The organism is Lysinibacillus mangiferihumi (assembly GCF_003049665.1).
GTDB classification, from domain to species: Bacteria; Bacillota; Bacilli; order Bacillales_A; family Planococcaceae; genus Lysinibacillus; species Lysinibacillus mangiferihumi.
The window spans coordinates 84,134-103,324 of record NZ_PYWM01000015.1; the positions used below are offsets into that span (position 1 = coordinate 84,134).

The following is a 19,191-nucleotide window of genomic DNA, read 5'->3' on the forward strand; positions in this document are numbered from 1 at the left end:
TGTGCAAATGAATTTTAACATGAATATTCCAGGATTAAAAGATGTAGAGATTACAAAAGTAGAAGAAGTAGGCGATCTAATCGCATTGTATGTGCAATTGCCTAAATGTACGCATCAATGTCCAGTTTGTAAAAAAGAAACATCAAAGGTTCACGATTATCGTATACAGAAAATCAATCACTTAAAATGGTTTGAACGTTTAACAATTCTTTTCTATAAACGTTGTCGTTATGTTTGTGATTGTGGAAAACGTTTCTCTGAAAATCCCCATTCGTAGATAAATATCAACGTTATTCAAAGGAATGGAAATGGAATCAAGTAGTGAGTATACGTGCTATTAAAGCCAAAACGTTTAAAGAAGCTGCAGAAGTACTAGGCACATCAACCACGACGGTCATTCGTCGTTTTAAAAAGGTAGCGAATAAACAACTGGTAGAGGGTGTACGTTTACCAAAAGCGATTGCGATTGATGAGTATAAAGGTGATACAGATGCAGGTACATATCAACTAATAATTGCGAATGCGGAGACACGCGAGCCGATTGATATTTTACCGAATCGTAAAAAAGAAACAATAAAAAATTACTTAAGTCAGTATGGAGCCGATGTTGAGATAGTGGTCATGGATATGAATCCAAGTTTTAAAGCAGCTGTTCACCAAGCGCTAGGTCGACCTGTTATCGTGGCAGACCGTTTTCATTATACCCGTTATATCTATTGGGCAATGGATGAAGTGCGCCGACAAGTACAAAAAGAATGGGACAAATACAATCGCACAAAGTGTAAATGTATGCGTCATGTATTTTATAAACGTGCATCTAAATTATCACCGAAACAACAGTGGTACTTACAACGCTATACAGAAATGTCTGAAACATTAAAAGTAGCTCACGAATTAAAGGAAGCCTATTGTAAATGGTTTGATTGGGCAAAGACACAGAATGATGTCGTAGAAGTAAAGAAGCGATACCTAGCTTTTTACCGTAAAGTGGAAGAGACAAAATTACCCGCTTTCTTAAAAGCAATTCAAACATTGAAAAACTCGCAAGTAGAAATCTTAAATAGCTTTAGTTTTGATTATTCCAATGGCTTCTTAGAAGGCATTAATAATAAAACAAAAGTGATGAAACGGAATGCATATGGCTTTCCACGCTTCGATCACTTTCGAGCAAAAATCTTATTAAATTTAAAGTATAAAGGAATCGGGGTTCATCTGGGTTAACGTGCTGAAAGAGTACAGCACCCCAACATTTGACTTAGAACCCAAAAATATAAGGAGAGAAGTTAATAGATAATATTTTTTACATAATACAAAAATTATTATTAAAAAATATCTGAATTTTACAAAAAAATAAAGTAATTTTACTATTGATTGAGAAATGTTCTCAATGATAAATTATTATTAAACTCGAGATAGTATAACTATAGCTACGAGGAGTTAATATAGCTTTACTATTTCGATTCATTATAATTGGTTTTTAATTCTATATAATAAAAAAATATGGGGCTATTCAAAAATAAATTTTAAATAATACTTTTAATAATGTACAAGACCAGTGGTGATATGTCAACCATAAAAAACATCGGAATTGGAAATTCTTAAGCTACTAAACATCTAAAAAACTGTTTTTAAGTATACTCAAATAAACCTCGCATTTTTCGCGCAAAAAAAGGGCGTAAATGGAAGCCGGTTCAAAGGTTTGAAAGAAAGAGAATAGGTAAATTTACTCTCTCCTTTCGGCTGGTATGTACAGCTGATTCGTGCGTAGTAGCGAATGCACGAGGCGTACAAGTTTTCTAGCGGTTAAGACGAGAGCACGTTTGTGTTGATTTTTCGTAACTTCATTGAATTTCTTTTGATAAAAGGCTTTATATTCAGTGTCATGTTTTCGTATGGCATCAGCGGCTTGAACGAGATAGTAGCGTAAATACTTATTACCGGTTCGCACACGATGGGTGTTTTCTGATTCATACTCACCTGATTGATATTGTGACCATACAAGTCCTGCGTATTTCGCTAAAGCGTGATGATCATCAAAACGCTTAATGTCACCAATTTCAGAGAGTAATCCCGCTGCGTACACGGGTCCGATACCTTTTACCGATGTTAATGTTTGAGTGAATCCTTTCATCATACGCTCAATTTCTTTATCTAAGCGCTTGACTTGGGCTTCCATATGGCGAATCGTACTTAAAATCACAGATAGTGATAAATTAACGGGATCCGCCATTGTTTTGTCTAAACGAAAGGAGTTGCGAGCCAGCTTTTGAAGATATTTTGCGATTTCTTCTGGTTCCGCAAAACGATTCTTGCCCTTTTCTTGTAAGAACTCTACTAGCTCTTCTAGTGGCATTTCTGCAATCATTTCAGGGTCGAGCTCTTCAATGACGGCTAAACTCGTCGTACCAAATGTGTTAGAGAACGGATTATCTTGGCGTAAGCCACTAAATTTTAAAAACAGTTGATTCAGCATGTACGTTTTATTACGCGCAATTTCATGCATCATGTGAAAACGTGTACGAGTTAAACGGCGAAGCGCCTCGTGTTGAAGGGTTTCTTGCATATCATATGGCAAGCGTCCAAAGCGTAAATGATCCGCAATAACCCAGGCATCCATTCGGTCGTTTTTCGGTAACGTATCGTAGCCTTTTTTAAAGCGTGCTACTTTTCGAGCATTGAGCATAAACACCGCTGTTTGAAACAAGGGTGCATAGCCCTGTAGTTGATTTTTCAAATAATGGGCTAGGTGCCAACTATATTGGTCCGTTGATTCCATCCCAATTTTTAATTGTGTAAGCTGATTCTTTTCCGCTGTTTTCAAAAGCTTTTGAATCAAGGTGTTCGCACCTTCTATATCATTAGAAACAGAAAAATCAGCTTGGTCCCTCGTGTAAACCAGGGTCAAACAGGTAAAACATAAAAAAAGAGTGAGGGAGCCAAAAGGCGACTCATCTCCTATAGGAAATCCAACAGATTCCCCAGTTGTCCGGATCAACTGGAAATTCTATCGGAAAGAGCTCTTACTACTAATATACGAGGAGTACACTAATGAAAATTATTGATATGGAGTTTAGTGAAATTAATGTGCCTTTAAAAAAGCCTTTTAATACTAGCGTTAGAACTGTAGACAGTTTAAATAATATTATCATTAAAATTGTTACAGAAAATGGAATGGTTGGATACGGAGAGGCTTCGCCTCATACTTTTGTAACAGGAGAAACAAATGGTTCAATTTTGGCAGCACTGAAATATATAAAGCATGCTATTTTGGGAATGGATATGGAAAATTTTGAAGGGTTAATGATAAAAATAAACAATTGTATTTCAAAAAATACAGGTGCTAAAGCAGCAGTGGATATGGCTGTCTACGATTTATATGCGCAATATCAAAATAAACCATTATACAAAATACTTGGCGGTTATCGGAATCAAATTGAAACTGATGTAACGATTAGTTTAAATGAAGTAAACGAAATGGTAAGTGATAGTATAGATGCAGTCAGTAAGGGGTTTAAAACTCTAAAGATTAAGCTTGGGATGGACCACAAATTAGATATAAAACGAACTAAAGAAATTAGAAATGCGGTTGGAAAAAGCATAAAATTGAGAGTAGATGCCAATCAAGGATGGAAGCCAAAAGAAGCAGTCAAGATAATAAGGGAAATGGAGGATTTGGACTTAGATATAGAGTTAGTGGAGCAACCTGTTTACTTTCAAGATATTGATGGAATGGCTTTTGTTACTAGAAATGTACACACACCAATTATGGCTGATGAAAGTGTACATAATCCAATAGATGCATTAAATTTAATTCAACATAGAGCGGCAGACCTGATTAATATTAAGCTTATTAAAACAGGGGGAATTTATAATGCGCTTAAAATATGTACTATTGCTGAGGTTTACGGTGTTGAATGTATGATAGGTTGTACAAATGAAAGTAAAATTAGTATTAGTGCGGCAGCTCACCTTGCAGCAGCTAAAAGTATAATAACTAAATGTGACTTAGATTCGCATCTTTTTTATGAGAATGATTCATTCGATGGAGGACCATTAACTAACGAGAATAAGATTACAATGGTCAATATTCCTGGATTGGGTTTTAAAAATATTTTCTAAAAGTTTTTTTCGAAGATTGTTTCTGTTGAGTCTATGTCAATTTCTAATGGAAAACTTAAGAATAAATTAAAATGGATGAAAAATTAGGAGCTTGAAAATATGAAAAAAATATTTTATTTTTAAATGCAACATATGATGAAAAAATATCGACCTTACAAACAGCAAAAAAATTAGATCTGACAGTATCTGTAGTTGGACCTGAATTACCAGATTGGTCTAAACACTATGTTGATTTTTACATTAAAGCGGATACATATAATATTGATGAAACAATAACAGCATTAAAAAAAGCAATGAAAGAAAATCCGTTTGATGGAGTTGTAACTTTTTGGGATAGAGATGTTGTTCCTGTTGCAGTCGTAGCTAATCAATTTAATTTAAAAGGAAGTCCAATTGAGGCTGCTGAACGTGCTCGCAATAAGTGGAAAATGCGCGAAGCACTAAAAATACACAATGTTCCACATCCTAAATTCTGTAAATTTTCTACTTTTGAAGAATTGAATAAGGCGTGCGTTGGATTACAATACCCACTTATTGTAAAGCCAGTAGGTGCTTCAGCAAGTAAAGGTATTTTTAAGATTTCTGATCCAAGTGAGTTATATAAAACATTTGAAATACTGATTAACTCTACCTCGATAGAGAAAGATATTATGTTTTCTTTTTATCATCAAGAATATGTTGTAGAAGAATTTATGGAAGGTAAAGAGGTCAGCATTGAAGGTGTGGTTTCAGATGGAGTTATATATTTTGCTGGAATTACAGAAAAATGGACTGATGAGTATTTTAACGAACCGCAACATGCTTTTCCTGCTAGGGTAACAATTGATTTAGAAAAGGAAATATTAGATGTTACAAGTAAAGGCATTAAAGCTTTAGAGTTGGATAATACGGGATTTCATGCAGAAGTAATGATTACAAAACAGGGTTGTAAGATTGTTGAGATAAACGGTCGATTAGGTGGTGGTGGTATTACGAGTCACTTAGTTTCGGCTGCTAAAGGTATTGATATAATAGGTGCAAATTTATTATTAGCTTTAGGTGAAAAATTTGAATTTACACCTACAATGGGAGTCATAGCCAACAAGTTTTTTAAACTTTGTAAATGATTAGGTAGACAAATATATAATTTTATAGGAGGTAATTTATGATAACAGTTGAAAAAATCAAACCTGAAATGACTTATTTCCTTAGGCAAAAAATCCTGCGTCCTAATATGACAGTAGCTGATTGTGTTTATGCTACGGATCATGAAGATGGTGCATTTCATATAGGTGCGTTTTCTAAGGGAGAACTTATTAGTATAGCATCTTTTTGTATCGAAAAAAATCCTGATTTTAGCATTGAAAATCAATATCGCTTACGAGGAATGGCGACGCTTCCAAAATTCAGAATGTTAGGAGCTGGAAGACAAATTATTGACTATGCCAAAAATATATTGATAGAACAAAATATTGATTTCTTATGGTGCAAAGCAAGAACCTCAGTCAAGGAATATTACAGTAAATTAGGTTTTAACATACATGGTGAAGTTTTTGATTATCCACCGATTGGACCACATATTGTGATGTATAAAAAACTAACATAACAGACCCTAGTAAAACTGACCAACCAATCAAATAAAAACGAGCCAGATTTTTCGCCTGATACAATGCATGATCACATCTTGTTAACAAAGTAGTTAAATATCACCATGTATATAAGCCGTCACGCCAAAGCTACTTTACGTTTCATAAATAAGTCATTCAATTAATCGTATCTAGAATGATACGTAATACTTAGCAACTTAAGGAATTCATTCCTATTTTATCTAACGAAAGATTTACGTTACTATCCAATAAGTACCTCTTCTTTTTCAGCAATTTTATAAAAATGATGTATTCTCTGTCTCCACTAATCGTGTTGTATTTTTTAGGATATTACATTCTAAAATGCTTAAACGTTGAACACCCTTCGTTCATCATTCTATATGGAATTTACGCACTAATGAATGCTTATTTATAGTCATTTTATTAGTGCATTTTTGTATTGCAAAAAATTTTGATGAAAACAATTTCTTCTCGACGAGCTGAAATTGCGCATTGTATAAAAAAACGGTTATTGCAAAAAATAAGACCGTCATCATGAGTGTTGTAAATAATTTACATGGCACATTCACGAAATGGCAAGTAATTTTGGCTTTATCGCCAAGACAGTTATAACAGCGTTGCCTTTGAGAATGGTAAAGGTTTGTCTTTACCATACAATGGTTGCTTCACACAACAACAGAAGGAAGGAGGTGCTACAAATGGGTGTAGTATATAGGATTGCCTTAGTTCTCGTAATTATTGGTGCAATTAACTGGGGACTAATAGGATTTTTTAGATTTGATTTAGTCGCATATTTATTTGGCGGTCAAACAGCCGTATTGTCGAGATGGATTTATGCACTTGTCGGAATTGCTGGGCTTATATCAATCCCAATCCTTATGAAGCGTTTAGATGAGGAAGAAGACTTCGATGCACATACTCGTATTCACAACAATCCGAGTTATGGTATGGAAGCTGGGGAAGAAGCCGATTTTACAGACGTGCCAAAAGCGAAGAAAAAGGATTCAGGAAATAAAAAAATGTAAGCTTTTTAAAACTGATGGCCCTTTGGGTGCGTCAGTTTTTTAATAACAAGAAGCCGCCTCAAAAAAATGAAACGGCTCCTCCTATTAGTCGTTATTACTTGGGAAGGCAAAAGAGGATGCAGACTCGTTCGTATCCTCAAACCATTTTTCGGAAATTGTTTTAGCCTTTGTAAAGAAGCGTACTTGGTCTGGCCCAAACATATGACCTTCGCCAAATTTTGAACGTTTCCAGCCACCAAAATTATGGTAGCCAACGGGAATTGGAATAGGTACGTTAACGCCTACCATCCCAACTTCTATTTCAGAAGTGAATTTACGCGCAGCAGCACCATTATTTGTAAAAATCGTGACGCCATTTCCTAACTCATGGTTATTAATTAAGCTTATCGCCTCTTCCAATGTTTGTACACGTACGACATTTCGTGCAGGTCCAAATACTTCCTGTTCGTAAATTTCCATCCCTGGCTTGACGTTATCCAATAGAGTTGGCCCTAAGTAAAATCCTTTAGAGTTTTTTGAGATGTCTGGTTGGCGACCATCGCACACGATTGTAGCACCTTCTTGAAGACTGCGATCGATAAAGCCGATGATAGAGTCCTTCGATTGTTGTGTAATAACAGGACCAAAATCTACTTCTGGATCCGTGTAAGGGCCTACTTTTAAATTGGCAATTTTATCGGCTAATATTTTAACAAGCTTGTTAGCTGTTGTATCACCGACTGGAATAATTGTCGAAATCGCCATACAACGTTGAGAAGCCGCCCCATATGCCGCCCCTAAAAAGGCATTTGCAGCTTGTTCCAAATCGGCATCAGGCATGACCACCATATTGTTTTTACCACCACCTAATGCTGTTACTCGTTTTCCATATTTTGAGCCTGTTGCGTAAATATATTCAGCAACTGGTGTTGATCCGACAAAAGAAATCGCTTCAACAGAAGGATTTTCTAATAATTCGTTTACCGTCTCTTTATCACCATTGATGACCGTCCAAATCCCATCAGGCAAGCCAGCTTCCTTCCACAGCTCTGAAAGCAAGAGGGCAGAGCAAGGAACACGTTCAGACGGTTTTAAAATAACGGCATTTCCTACTGCAACTGCCATGCTTGTAATGGCAAGTGGCACCATCACTGGGAAGTTAAAAGGAGAAATTGCCGCTACAACGCCAAGGGGCGCTTTTGTAGAATAGGCATTAATGTTTCCGCCTACATTGACCGAATATTCCCCTTTAACTAAATGAGGAGCATTAATTGCCAAATCCACTGACTCTAAACCGCGTATAATTTCACCCTTAGCATCCTCAATCGTTTTGCCACTTTCAGTACAAATCATGTCAATTAATTCATCCATACGTGCTGTTAGTAATTGTCGAAACTTCAGTACAATCTCCGCCCGTTTGCCAACTGAAAGTGCGCGCCAAGCTGGAAAGGCATTTTGAGCAGTAGCGATTGCCTGTTGAACCTCCTCCTTTGTAGCAAGTGGGACATGGGCAATGACAGCTCCTGTACTCGGGTTATAGACATTAGAAAAGCGCCCGCTTTGACCCGCCACTACGGTGCCATTAATAAAATGCCCTAATTCTTTTACGTCTGTATTCGTTACCATCCTCATTATTCCTCCTTCGTTTATATGCACTAAAAACATTACATAAGGTATTATGACTCTATTCATTGTAAAAACGATGCGACGAATAAGTAGTTTTGTTATGCTTTATCTGTTTAACTTTGCTAGTACCCTATTGTCGCAACTTCCCTTATAGCAACAGATGGGGATAATCTATGACGTTTAAAGGCTACGTCAATAATACTTTATATGAATAGGAAAAATAATTTAGAAGGGTTATCTATTAATCGAAAATTCTGATATATAAAACGAGGTGTATGGACTTAGTATCTCATTCATTATTGATGTGTTAAGACATCTTCAATTAAAAATGCTAAGTAGAGATTGGTTTTGGTAAATGAATTTGTTAAATCCATATCTAGCAGTGATTCTATTTTTTTGATTTTATATAGAACCGTATTACGGTGAATAAATTGCCGTTCGGAAATTTTACTTGTACTTCCATTTTCTTCGAGGAATATGCGTAAAAATGTTACATAATCCGTATTGTGCAGTTCATCATATCGTCGTAATTGACCTAGAATATCATGGCTAAAGGATTGCATTAATGGCTGGTTTTGTACGGCCATAATAATTTGGTAGGCACCGATATCTTTATATTTGTACAAAAAACGATTGTTATGAAGCTGTGCTAATTGGATAACGGTTAACGATTCTTCATAGCTTTTACGTATATTTTCATGTTCTTTTTGAAAGTTTCCTTTGCCAATAATGATATCGAGAAAGCCATTTTTTTGTTTGATTTTTTCATAGATTTCTTCAACTACTTTTGAGAAGGGGATGTTCGGTGTATTAATTTGCGCTCGGTCAATTAAAAAAATGAGGTGATTTTTATGTTTTAGTTTTAAAAAGCGTTTATAACGATGTTGAAAGGCAAATTGGATCATCACTTCATAGCGGTCAATGCTAGATTGTGTACCTATTGTTGTGCAAGTGATGATAGCAAGTTCTCTCCCGTGTGGGAATCCAAGTTGCGCCAGTTGTACTTTCGTCGTATCCATCTGTTTTTTGGAGTGAAAAAGTAAATTGAAAAGTACCTTTTCTTCAATGGAATGTTCTTGATGATGGTTAGCTATAAATTGAAAAGTAGTTTTTAATAAATCAGCTACGCGGCAATGCCAAGGCATTTGAAAAACAGGGAAATCATGCTCGTTAGCAAAAGCGATGATAGATTCAGGAATGGCAGAAATATAAGGGCCGATATTGATAATAAATCCTGCTACTTTTTTGCTATAAGCTAACTGTACGAGTTGTTCTAAGGAATCTTCCTGCTGTGATAAGTTAATACCTGTCGTGACGACCAATTCATTTGGCCGACAAAACATAATTAAATCAATGCTCTCTACTACGTTAATACCTGTAACTCTTCGATGTAAACCACTATGTCCAGCTACTAATGTAAGCATAGGGAATTGAACTCCCTCCACAATTTTGCGAATCGTTCCCATCGTTTCCCCCCTTATTATGAACATAACTTACCATATATCATGTGCAGATGCACATATTTTTTTAGTGTTATATCCATATCTCATAAAATTTATCTATTTTAGAATGTTTAGTAACTACTGTGAAAGAGAGGACTTGCATATGTATAAATGTAATAGTAGACGATTGCAAGATTCGATTGAACAATTTAGTCAGTTTGGAGCTACTTTAAACGGTGGTGTCACGCGTTTATCTCTTTCGAAAGAAGATATTTTAGCTAGAAATTATTTTTGTAAGTGTTGTGAAGAATTAGGGATGGAAATCAAAGTAGATGATATGGCCAATATCTATGCGATACTACCAGGCAAAAAAGAAGTTCCGCCAATTGTTATGGGCTCTCATTTAGATTCAGTTGAAAAGGGTGGAAAGTTTGATGGTGTTTTAGGTGTGTTAACAGCCTTGGAAGCAATTCGAACATTAAAGGACAATGAAATAGAGTTAGATGTGCCATTAATGATTGTGAATTTTACGAATGAAGAAGGGGCTCGCTTTGATCCGGCGATGATGAGCTCAGGCGTCATTGCTGCAAAATTTGAAAAAGCCCAAATGCTACAGTCTGTCGATAACAATGGCATGACTTTTCAAGCTGCACTCCAAGCTAGTGGTTATGAGGGTGAGCAACAACATCGCTTAAAGGAAGCCCTTGCTTATATTGAACTCCATATCGAACAAGGGCCCGTTTTAGAAGCAAAGCAAATGGAGATAGGTGTTGTTGAAGGGGTACTAGGAATGGTTTGTTATGAAATTACCTTTACAGGCCAATCCAATCATGCAGGAACAACACCGATGGCAATGCGCCAAGACCCGATGATTGTTGCCGCAAAAACAATGGTATTTTTACATGAACAGCTTGGCAAGATTGATGAGCAACTAGTATTTACCTTTGGGCGGATGCATGTTTTACCTAATATTCATACCGTTATACCAAATAAAGTGACGTTTACAATTGATTCACGGCATCAAAATCCTGCTATTATGCAAAAGGTCGAGGAAGTATTGAAAAACTTGCCTACAGAAGACAAAGGGTGTCGTATAGAACCTGTGAAACTGTGGGGAAGAGACACAGTATTATTTGATCGACAAATTTGTGATGAAATCGAAAAATCTTGCCAACGATTTGGCTATACCTCTCATCGAATGTTTAGCGGAGCAGGGCACGATGCGCAATATATAGCCACGATGATACCTTCAGCAATGATTTTCGTACCGAGTATTAATGGGAAGAGTCATTGCGAGGAGGAAGAAACTTCATTTGAAGATTGCGCAAAGGGAGCAGATATTCTCCTCGAAACAGTATTAACGATGCAAACAAAATACAGTATGGGGCAAACGTACAGCTTACATTAAAATTTGAAATTTATCATGATTGTTACGTCTCTATTACTAACTAGAAAGCTGCCAAAGTGATGCTGCAATGAATCAAGTTAAAAGAAGAAAGTGAAAATAGTTTACTTGAATATCGACCACGAAAGGTAGGATAGTATGAAAAAAATCATTCAAGGTGGAAGAATCGCAACTGCTTCAGATGTCTACGAAGCAGATATTCTTATTGAGAACGGAATCATTGTACAGATAGGTAAAAATTTATCTGTTGCAGGTGCGGAAATCATTGATGCTACTGGTAAATACGTAATGCCAGGAGGAATTGATCCGCACACCCATTTAGATATGCCTTTTAATAATACAGTAACAGACGATGATTGGAAATCGGGTACGATAGCGGCTGCGTTTGGCGGCACCACAACGATTTTAGACTTTTGTTTAACAGCAGGTGAAGAGAAACTTTCTACTGCTGTTGCAAAATGGCATGAAAAAGCAAAAGGGAAATCTGCAATTGATTATGGATTCCATTTAATGATTGGCGATTTAACACCACAGACAGAAGCGGAATTACCTGTGTTACTAGAGCAAGAAGGAATTACTTCTGTAAAGGTTTTTATGGCCTATGCAAAAGAATTCCAAGCGACAGATCGCACGCTTTTTAAAGCGTTCAAAATTGCAAAAGATGTTGGTGCTATTGTTATGGTGCACTGTGAAAATGGCTCAGTTATCGATGAGCTTGTCGAAGAGGCAAGACGTGCGGGACATAAAGAACCGATTTATCATGCACTTACGCGTCCAGCACAATTAGAGGGAGAAGCCACAAAACGTGCCATTGAACTAGCGCATATAGCAGGTGCGACGCTTTATGTGGTCCATGTAACTTGTAAAGAAGCGGTAGACGAGATTATCGCAGCGCGTGAAAAAGGCTATAACGTCTACGGCGAAACATGTCCACCTTATTTAACATTAGACCAGTCTGCTTTAGCACAACCAGGCTTTGAAGGGGCGAAATATGTATGGTCACCGCCACTTCGTCCGAAATACCATCAGGAGCATTTATGGAATGCCTTAAAAGCGAAGCAATTACAAACAATTGGTTCAGATCAATGCTCGTTTAGTTTTAACGGCAAAAAGCAATTAGGGTTAAATGATTTTTCTAAAATTCCGAACGGTGGACCGTTTATTGAAGATCGCTTTAGTATTTTATATTCAGAAGGGGTTGCCAAAGGGAAAATAACAGTCAATGAATTTGTGGATATGATTGCTACAAATGCTGCAAAAGTTTTTGGTCTGTTTCCACAAAAAGGGACAATTGCTATAGGTTCTGACGCAGATATCGTGATTTTTGATCCTAATGTAAAACGCGAAATTTCAGCAAAAACCCACCATATGAATGTGGACTACAATCCATATGAAGGTTGGGAAGTGACTGGTGAACCGGTTACTGTGCTTGTCCGTGGGGAATATGTTATTAAAGAGAAAGAATTTGTTGGTGTACTAGGCAGTGGTCGCTATATCAAACGCCAACTGAAAACGACTGCGGAAACGATAAAAATCTAACTTGTTTTTGCAAATATTCCGTGTGGCTTCAACACTGTTGTCACACATTCAATGTAGCACCTTTCAAGCAGGATTTAAACAATGATGCAAAGTGTAATTAGCAATAGGTAATACATGGCCGATTGTTTTGACTGGAGAACAAAACAATCGGCTATTAAACAATGGCAAGTTCAACAAGAACACATGAGGGGGATGTGGAAATGGTTCCGATGCAAGAGCATGCAATGACCAAGCTACTTCAGCGTAATTTTGTTGAGTTAACAAGTCGAATGACAAAAAATGAGGCACTGGAAGAAGCAAATCGTTGCCTTTATTGTTATGATGCACCCTGTATTAAAGCTTGTCCAACAAGCATTCAAATCCCAAATTTCATAAAAAAAATTGCATCAGGGAATATGAAGGGTTCTGCCACTACTATATTAGAAGCAAACCCAATTGGGGCAAGTTGTGCAAGAGTTTGTCCAACAGAAGAGCTCTGTGAAGGGGCATGTGTGTTAAATTCCTCAACAAAGCCAATAAAAATCGGAGAACTACAGCGTTATGCGACAGATTGGGCGATGGAGACAGGTGCACAGCTATTTAAGAAAGGCGAAAGCAATGGACTGAAAGTAGCCATTATTGGAGCGGGTCCAGCTGGTCTTTCGGCGGCGCGTGAGCTTAGTCGGTTTGGCTATAGTGTCACAATCTATGAGGCTGAAGCAAAGGCAGGTGGTTTAGGAAGCTATGGTATCGTGTCGTTTCGCTTACCAAATGAGGTAGCGGATTGGGAAGTCGAGCAAATTGTCAAACTCGGTGTGAACATTCAAACAAATACGACAGTAGGTAGCGACATTTCTGCAGAAGAAATATTAGCACAATATGACAGTGTCATTTTAGCAGTTGGTATGGGGGCTGTGCCACATCTGGGCATTGAAGGAGAAGGTCTGTTAGGCGTGCATGATGCCATTGAATTTGTAAAACAAACAAAAGTGGGAGCGCTTCCAACTGATTTAGTAGGGAAACGTGTTGCAGTTATTGGTGCTGGGAATACCGCAATTGATGGTGCTACTTGTGCCGTGCGATTAGGTGCGGATAATGTGAAAATACTTTATAGAAGAACGCAAAAAGAAATGACCGCATACAAATTTGAATTTGAATTTGCCAAGCAAGATGGCGTGGAGTTTCAATGGTTAACAGCGCCGAAAAAAATCATCGGCAATGATGCAGGTGAAGTGATTGGCATTGAATGCGTTCACATGAAGCTCGGTGAGGTAGGAGCAGATGGTCGTCAAAGACCAGAAGAGGTTGCAGGATCCAATTTTATTTTAAAGGTGGATGCAGTTATTAAAGCAATTGGTCAAACGCGTTTTGTGTCATTAATTGAAGCATTTGGCTTACAGCATACAAATGGCGTTGTTGATATTGATGAAACGACGATGCAAACATCGAATAAAAAAGTGTTTGCATGTGGGGATGTTGTTTTTGGCAACGGACAAGGAGAGGCAATGGTTGTAACAGCGGTTCAACAAGGAAAAGATGCTGCTTATAAGATTCATGAACGTTTAAGAAAACCAAGCGAGATTGCATAAGGGGGGCAGTGACATGGCAGATTTACGAATAGATTTAGCGGGGATAAAATCACCCAATCCATTTTGGCTCGCATCCGCACCACCTACGAACTCAGGCTATCAAGTGCAGCGTGCATTTGAAGCAGGATGGGGTGGGGCAGTTTGGAAAACATTGGGTGAACCGATTTTAAATGTTTCTTCACGTTTTGCAGCGGTTAGTTATAACGGGCAACGTGTGGCAGGTTTTAATAACATTGAATTAATAACCGATCGCCCGTTGGAGGTAAATTTAAAAGAGATTTATGAAACGAAAAAAAGGTATCCTCATCACGCCATTATTGCTTCCCTTATGGTAGAACCAAAGCAAGAAAAGTGGCATGAAATTGTCAAACGCGTAGAAGATGTGGGGGTAGATGGTCTTGAGCTTAACTTTGGTTGTCCACATGGCATGGCAGAACGAGGAATGGGCTCCGCCTCTGGTCAAGTACCTGAATTGGTGGAAAAGCAAACGTATTGGGTGAAGGAAGTAGCACGTACGCCAGTTATTGTGAAACTAACGCCAAATATAACGGATATAACAGTAACAGCAGAAGCGGCGACAAGAGGCGGAGCGGACGCTATTAGTATGATTAATACAATCAACAGCTTGGCAGGTGTTGATTTAGATACATGGAATACGATACCTCATGTTGCAGGTAAAGGTGCTCATGGCGGCTATTGTGGTCCAGCAGTTAAGCCGATCGCACTCAATATGGTAGCAGAGTGTGCTCGTAATCCTCACATTCAGGTTCCGATATCGGGTATAGGTGGTATTTCCAATTGGCAAGATGCAGCAGAGTTTATGTTAATGGGTGCAACTGGTGTGCAAGTTTGTACAGCAGCCATGCACCACGGATTTAGTATTGTCGAAGATATGATTGATGGACTAAATCATTATTTAGATGATAAGGGAATTGCATCGGTAAAGGAATTAGTTGGTCGCTCGGTGCCTCGTTATTCAGACTGGGGCAATCTAGATTTAAACTATAAAATTGTTGCAGAAATCAATAATGATGTATGTATTAACTGTAATAAGTGTCATATTGCGTGTGAAGATACGTCCCATCAATGCATCGATTTGTATACGGAAAATGGGCAGCCAATGCTAAAGGTTCGCGAAGAAGATTGCGTTGGGTGTAATTTATGTTCGATTGTCTGTCCGGTTGATGGAGCAATATCCATGGTCGAAAGACAATCCGCTATTGCGCCAATGACTTGGAATGAGCGTCAATTGTTAATGAATAGTCTATCTAAATAAAAGGTTCAACTGTGTAATGATTAACTGTTTTTCCACCTTCCTACGAATGATTTCGAAAAGGGAGGAAAGCCTCATGGAGTTGTCACGGAAATCTCGTTTATTCAGTAGAGCATTTTCCCCATGTAAGAGCTAACTGGAACAAAATGCTAGATTTCAGGGGATAATGATTCGATGTCTGGATAAATGCATGCTGTCAGTACATGGTACGAACGTTATTCGGATTCCTTGTGCCGATGCATAATCTATTCAAAAAGGAGCGAAATGTATGGAACATGACAGGAATTATTTGAAATCCCCTGATTTACTTCCAGTGACACATCAACAAAGAAATATTGGAACATTCGGTTTTGCAGTCATTTGGATAGGAATGGCTATTGTACTAGCCGCATTTGCAATTGGTGGTTCTGCTATTATGAGTTTACCTTTGCCAATGGTTATTTTAGCTACATTGATTGGCTCTTGTTTAATCGGTGTATTTATGACATTAATTGGTGATATCGGGATTGAGCATGGCTTATCCTTTCCTGTATATATGCGTGCTCCATTCGGTACATTTGGAACACATATTCCATCGTTAGTGCGAGGCGTGACAGCAGCCTGTTGGTTTGGTATAAACACCTATTTCGGAGCTCTGGCTATCAATGGCATTCTCAATTTACTTTTTGGTTTTAATAATTGGTTTCTATGTTTTCTAGTCTTTGCTGCCCTACAATTACTTAATACTTCGTTAGGTATTAAATCAATTGAGCGATTTGCAGATTTAGCGGCGCCCATTATTATTTTAATTTCCTGCTGGATGTATATAACATTAGCAGATGCGGCCACAACACAAGGCAAAGATGTGTGGTCTTGGGTTGAGACGCCAACTACGGGTGTAGCGGCTTTTACAGCCTTTATGATTGTTATCATGGCAAATATGGGATTCTGGGCTACGTTAGCCGCTGATATGCCATCATTGTCTCGCTTCTTTAAAGCACCAAAAAATGAGCGCAACTGGTTTAAACGGAACAAAACCCAGTTAGTCGGTTCTTTAATTGTCATGCCCATCACCAATACATTTATCGTTACAATAGGCGCCGTTTGTTATATGGCTGTAGCATCTGCAGATCCAATCAATGCATTACAGCAAAGTGCAAGTGGCTTGATACTTGGAATTTTATTATTAATGATTGTTTTAGCACAATGGTCAACGAATACTTCTGCTAATGTGATTCCAGCAGCTACTATTTTCTCTAATATTGGCGGCCCAAAAGTACCGTTCTGGGTTGGCGTTGTAATTGCGGGTGTAATAGGAATTCTTGCACAGCCATGGAGCTTATTTAATGTTTTAGTCAATGCGCTCTTAATTATAGGTGGTATTTTAACAGCCATTGTTGGTATTTTATACGCAGATTATTATTTAATTCGAAAACGACGCATCAATGTCAAAGATTTGTATGAGCTAAACGGTCAATTCAAATATATGAATGGCTTTAATTTAGCTGGCTTAATCGCTTGGGTTATCGGCGGTGTTATTGCAAATATTTTCTCTGCTTATTCATCACTAGTTGGTTTTATCGTTGGAGCGTTGGTTTACTATGTGTTAGCGAAGTACTGGTGGTTTAAAAAGTATCCTCAAGCTGAATTAGAAGATCCAAGTGATGCGAAGTATTTAGGGATTACAGTTGGTCATAACTTGGATGAACTTTTTGGGCAAGATTGGATGCCACAGCCCACAGGTGGCTCAGATGACGTGGAGACAGTAGATTAAACGGAACCACTTTTAGAAATAAAAGGTGCTGATTAGTAGAGAGAAGGGGTGAGCGCATGTCAGATTTTTTACAAAGTACGGAAGAAATAAAGAAAGTTGATGACTTTTTAGACAGCGGCTTTAAAATACAATATGTCTATGAAAACTTAAGTGGCATGTTTGTAGAGTTTGCACGGCAGGAAGAAGTTGTACATTTGCAAATTCTTACAGCGGATGCCCGCAAATATTTCGCCGCAAAACTTCAGGAACAAACCTTATTGCAATAGCTATTGCGTAAACCGCAACCTCTGCTACCACGCAGATTGTTGCGGCTTACGTTTTGTGCGTTTCCACAAGGGCAACACAGCTTTTAAATTGTTTGCAAATTGTTTGAGTGACTGGCACGCATTTAATTCATCGTGCTATGCTTTCGGCCATATACAAAGTACACTATTAAACCGAATACAAACCAAAGTCCACAAGCAATCCATGTATGAATAGATAGCTGGGAAATTAAAAATAAGCACATCAAGAATGACAGAATCGGTAGTACAGGGAAGAACGGTACTTTAAAACCACCTGATGGAATATTTTTGTTTTTGCGTAAATAAATGACGCCTATCGAAACGATTGTGAAAGCTACTAGCGTCCCCATATTGACAAGTTCCGTAAGCTTTGATAACGGGACAAAGCCAGCGCAAAAGGCTACAAGGATAGCGAATACCCAAGTGTTCTTTACAGGGGTTTTAAACTTAGGACTCAGTTCAGCCATACTTTTTGGCAGTAAACCATCACGACCTAAAGCATATAGCAAGCGTGTCCCTCCATAGGACATGACAAGGATAACCGTCATCATACCGACTACTGCACCAAGGGAAATAATACCCGCAATCCAGTCTTGATGAACAAGTTGCATAACATAGCTGACCGGATCACTAACGTTTAAATCAGTGTAGGGCACCATACCTGTTAATACAAGTGAAACAACAACATAAAGAACTGTACATATTAATAAGGAGCCAATAATACCTATTGGCATATTACGTTGGGGATTTTTTACTTCTTCAGCTGCTGATGAAACAGCATCAAATCCAAGATAAGCGAAAAATACAAGGGCAGCGCCACTTAATACACCACTTACGCCAAATGGTAGAAACGGTTGCCAATTTGTGGGTTCCACGTAAAATACACCAACGCCAATAAATAGTAAAATGACGCCCACTTTCAAAAAGACCATAATGGAATTTAATCGAGTGGATTCTTTTATGCCTAGCATTAAGAAAAAGGCTGTGGCAAAAATAATAACGATGGCAGGTAAATTGATATACGTACCAACGGCAGGGTTAAATGACCCTGAGATTGCTGTTGGCAGCGATATATTAAAGCCAGCAAGGAGCGCACTTAAATACGATGACCATCCAGTTGCGACCGCTGCAACGGCTAATCCATACTCTAATAACAGTGCCCAGCCAACTAGCCAAGCAACGATTTCGCCAAATACAATGTAGCCATACGTATAGGCACTCCCTGTGACAGGTACGCTTGAAGCAAACTCAGAATAGCACATACCTGCTAATGCACAAACAATAGCGGCTATGATAAATGAAAAAACAATTCCTGGCCCTGCATGGGTAGCTGACACCGTTCCAGGCAAGATAAATATCCCTGTGCCAACAATTGCGCCAACCCCAAGCAAAATCAGGTCAAAAGCACCTAACGATTGTTTGAGCTGAATGGTTCCTTCCTTTTTCAATAAATCCGCTATATTTTTTCTTCTAAATAATAAATTTCTCACATGAAAGCCTCTTTTTCTTAGAAATATGTAAAAATCTTATACTTTTTTGACATTCAGGTCAATTATTTTTACGAATTCGAAGTGAAATTGGTCGAATTTTAA

The 19,191-nt window shown here is 38.0% G+C and carries 13 protein-coding genes and 2 pseudogenes; 11 read left to right on the forward strand and 4 right to left on the reverse strand.

The genetic code is table 11. The features are described 5' to 3' along the window. The first annotated feature begins 1 nt into the window (after window position 1). Window positions 2-1,221: pseudogene (locus tag C9J37_RS14925) on the forward strand (ISL3 family transposase). A 502-nt stretch (window positions 1,222-1,723) separates the two neighbouring features. On the opposite strand, the pseudogene C9J37_RS14930 reads toward C9J37_RS14925, so the two are convergent. Then, window positions 1,724-2,878, reverse strand: a pseudogene (locus C9J37_RS14930) (IS110 family RNA-guided transposase); the annotation flags it as partial. Between the two features lie 170 nt (window positions 2,879-3,048). On the opposite strand from C9J37_RS14930, the gene C9J37_RS14935 reads away from it, so the two are divergent. The 4 genes from C9J37_RS14935 to C9J37_RS14950 all read left to right on the forward strand — a co-directional run bounded on the left by C9J37_RS14935 (window position 3,049) and on the right by C9J37_RS14950 (window position 6,730). Beyond that, entirely contained in the window at window positions 3,049-4,119 is a 1,071-nt protein-coding gene (locus C9J37_RS14935) for a dipeptide epimerase (protein ID WP_107895965.1), read from the forward strand. A 176-nt stretch (window positions 4,120-4,295) separates the two neighbouring features. Continuing rightward, window positions 4,296-5,225 carry an ATP-grasp domain-containing protein gene (locus C9J37_RS14940; RefSeq protein ID WP_268808011.1) on the forward strand — a complete coding sequence of 310 codons (930 nt, stop codon included), beginning with the start codon at window positions 4,296-4,298 and terminating at the stop codon, window positions 5,223-5,225. A 38-nt stretch (window positions 5,226-5,263) separates the two neighbouring features. Beyond that, complete coding sequence (locus C9J37_RS14945) at window positions 5,264-5,704, forward strand: GNAT family N-acetyltransferase (RefSeq protein WP_107895967.1); 441 nt, start codon at window positions 5,264-5,266, stop codon at window positions 5,702-5,704. 699 nt (window positions 5,705-6,403) lie between these two features. Continuing rightward, window positions 6,404-6,730: a DUF378 domain-containing protein gene (locus C9J37_RS14950; protein ID WP_024364242.1), complete on the forward strand. Its 327-nt coding sequence runs from the start codon at window positions 6,404-6,406 to the stop codon at window positions 6,728-6,730. A gap of 84 nt (window positions 6,731-6,814) precedes the next feature. On the opposite strand, the gene C9J37_RS14955 is transcribed toward C9J37_RS14950, so the two are convergent. Then, window positions 6,815-8,335, reverse strand: a complete 1,521-nt coding sequence (locus C9J37_RS14955) for a CoA-acylating methylmalonate-semialdehyde dehydrogenase (RefSeq protein ID WP_107895968.1) — start codon at window positions 8,333-8,335, stop codon at window positions 6,815-6,817. 296 nt (window positions 8,336-8,631) lie between these two features. Continuing rightward, a complete protein-coding gene (locus tag C9J37_RS14960) occupies window positions 8,632-9,801 on the reverse strand; it encodes a PucR family transcriptional regulator (RefSeq protein ID WP_107895969.1) in 1,170 nt (389 codons plus the stop codon). 139 nt (window positions 9,802-9,940) lie between these two features. Here C9J37_RS14960 and C9J37_RS14965 point away from each other — a divergent pair, with 139 nt between their 5' ends. From C9J37_RS14965 to C9J37_RS14990, 6 genes are all read left to right on the forward strand, one after another. Then, window positions 9,941-11,185 (forward strand): Zn-dependent hydrolase, encoded by a 1,245-nt coding sequence (locus C9J37_RS14965; protein ID WP_107895970.1) that lies wholly within the window; start codon window positions 9,941-9,943, stop codon window positions 11,183-11,185. Between the two features lie 135 nt (window positions 11,186-11,320). Beyond that, a complete protein-coding gene (gene hydA, locus C9J37_RS14970; protein ID WP_107895971.1) occupies window positions 11,321-12,721 on the forward strand; it encodes a dihydropyrimidinase in 1,401 nt (466 codons plus the stop codon). 200 nt (window positions 12,722-12,921) lie between these two features. Then, window positions 12,922-14,289 (forward strand): NAD(P)-dependent oxidoreductase, encoded by a 1,368-nt coding sequence (locus tag C9J37_RS14975; RefSeq protein WP_107895972.1) that lies wholly within the window; start codon window positions 12,922-12,924, stop codon window positions 14,287-14,289. Between the two features lie 13 nt (window positions 14,290-14,302). Then, window positions 14,303-15,565: an NAD-dependent dihydropyrimidine dehydrogenase subunit PreA gene (preA, locus tag C9J37_RS14980; RefSeq protein ID WP_107895973.1), complete on the forward strand. Its 1,263-nt coding sequence runs from the start codon at window positions 14,303-14,305 to the stop codon at window positions 15,563-15,565. A gap of 265 nt (window positions 15,566-15,830) precedes the next feature. Then, a complete protein-coding gene (locus tag C9J37_RS14985; RefSeq protein WP_107895974.1) occupies window positions 15,831-17,315 on the forward strand; it encodes an NCS1 family transporter in 1,485 nt (494 codons plus the stop codon). 56 nt (window positions 17,316-17,371) lie between these two features. Continuing rightward, window positions 17,372-17,581 (forward strand): hypothetical protein, encoded by a 210-nt coding sequence (locus C9J37_RS14990; protein WP_069511721.1) that lies wholly within the window; start codon window positions 17,372-17,374, stop codon window positions 17,579-17,581. A 122-nt stretch (window positions 17,582-17,703) separates the two neighbouring features. Here the strand turns inward: C9J37_RS14990 and C9J37_RS14995 are convergent, their stop codons facing one another. Then, window positions 17,704-19,089, reverse strand: a complete 1,386-nt coding sequence (locus C9J37_RS14995; RefSeq protein ID WP_107895975.1) for a branched-chain amino acid transporter BcaP — start codon at window positions 19,087-19,089, stop codon at window positions 17,704-17,706. Window positions 19,090-19,191: the final 102 nt, after the last annotated feature.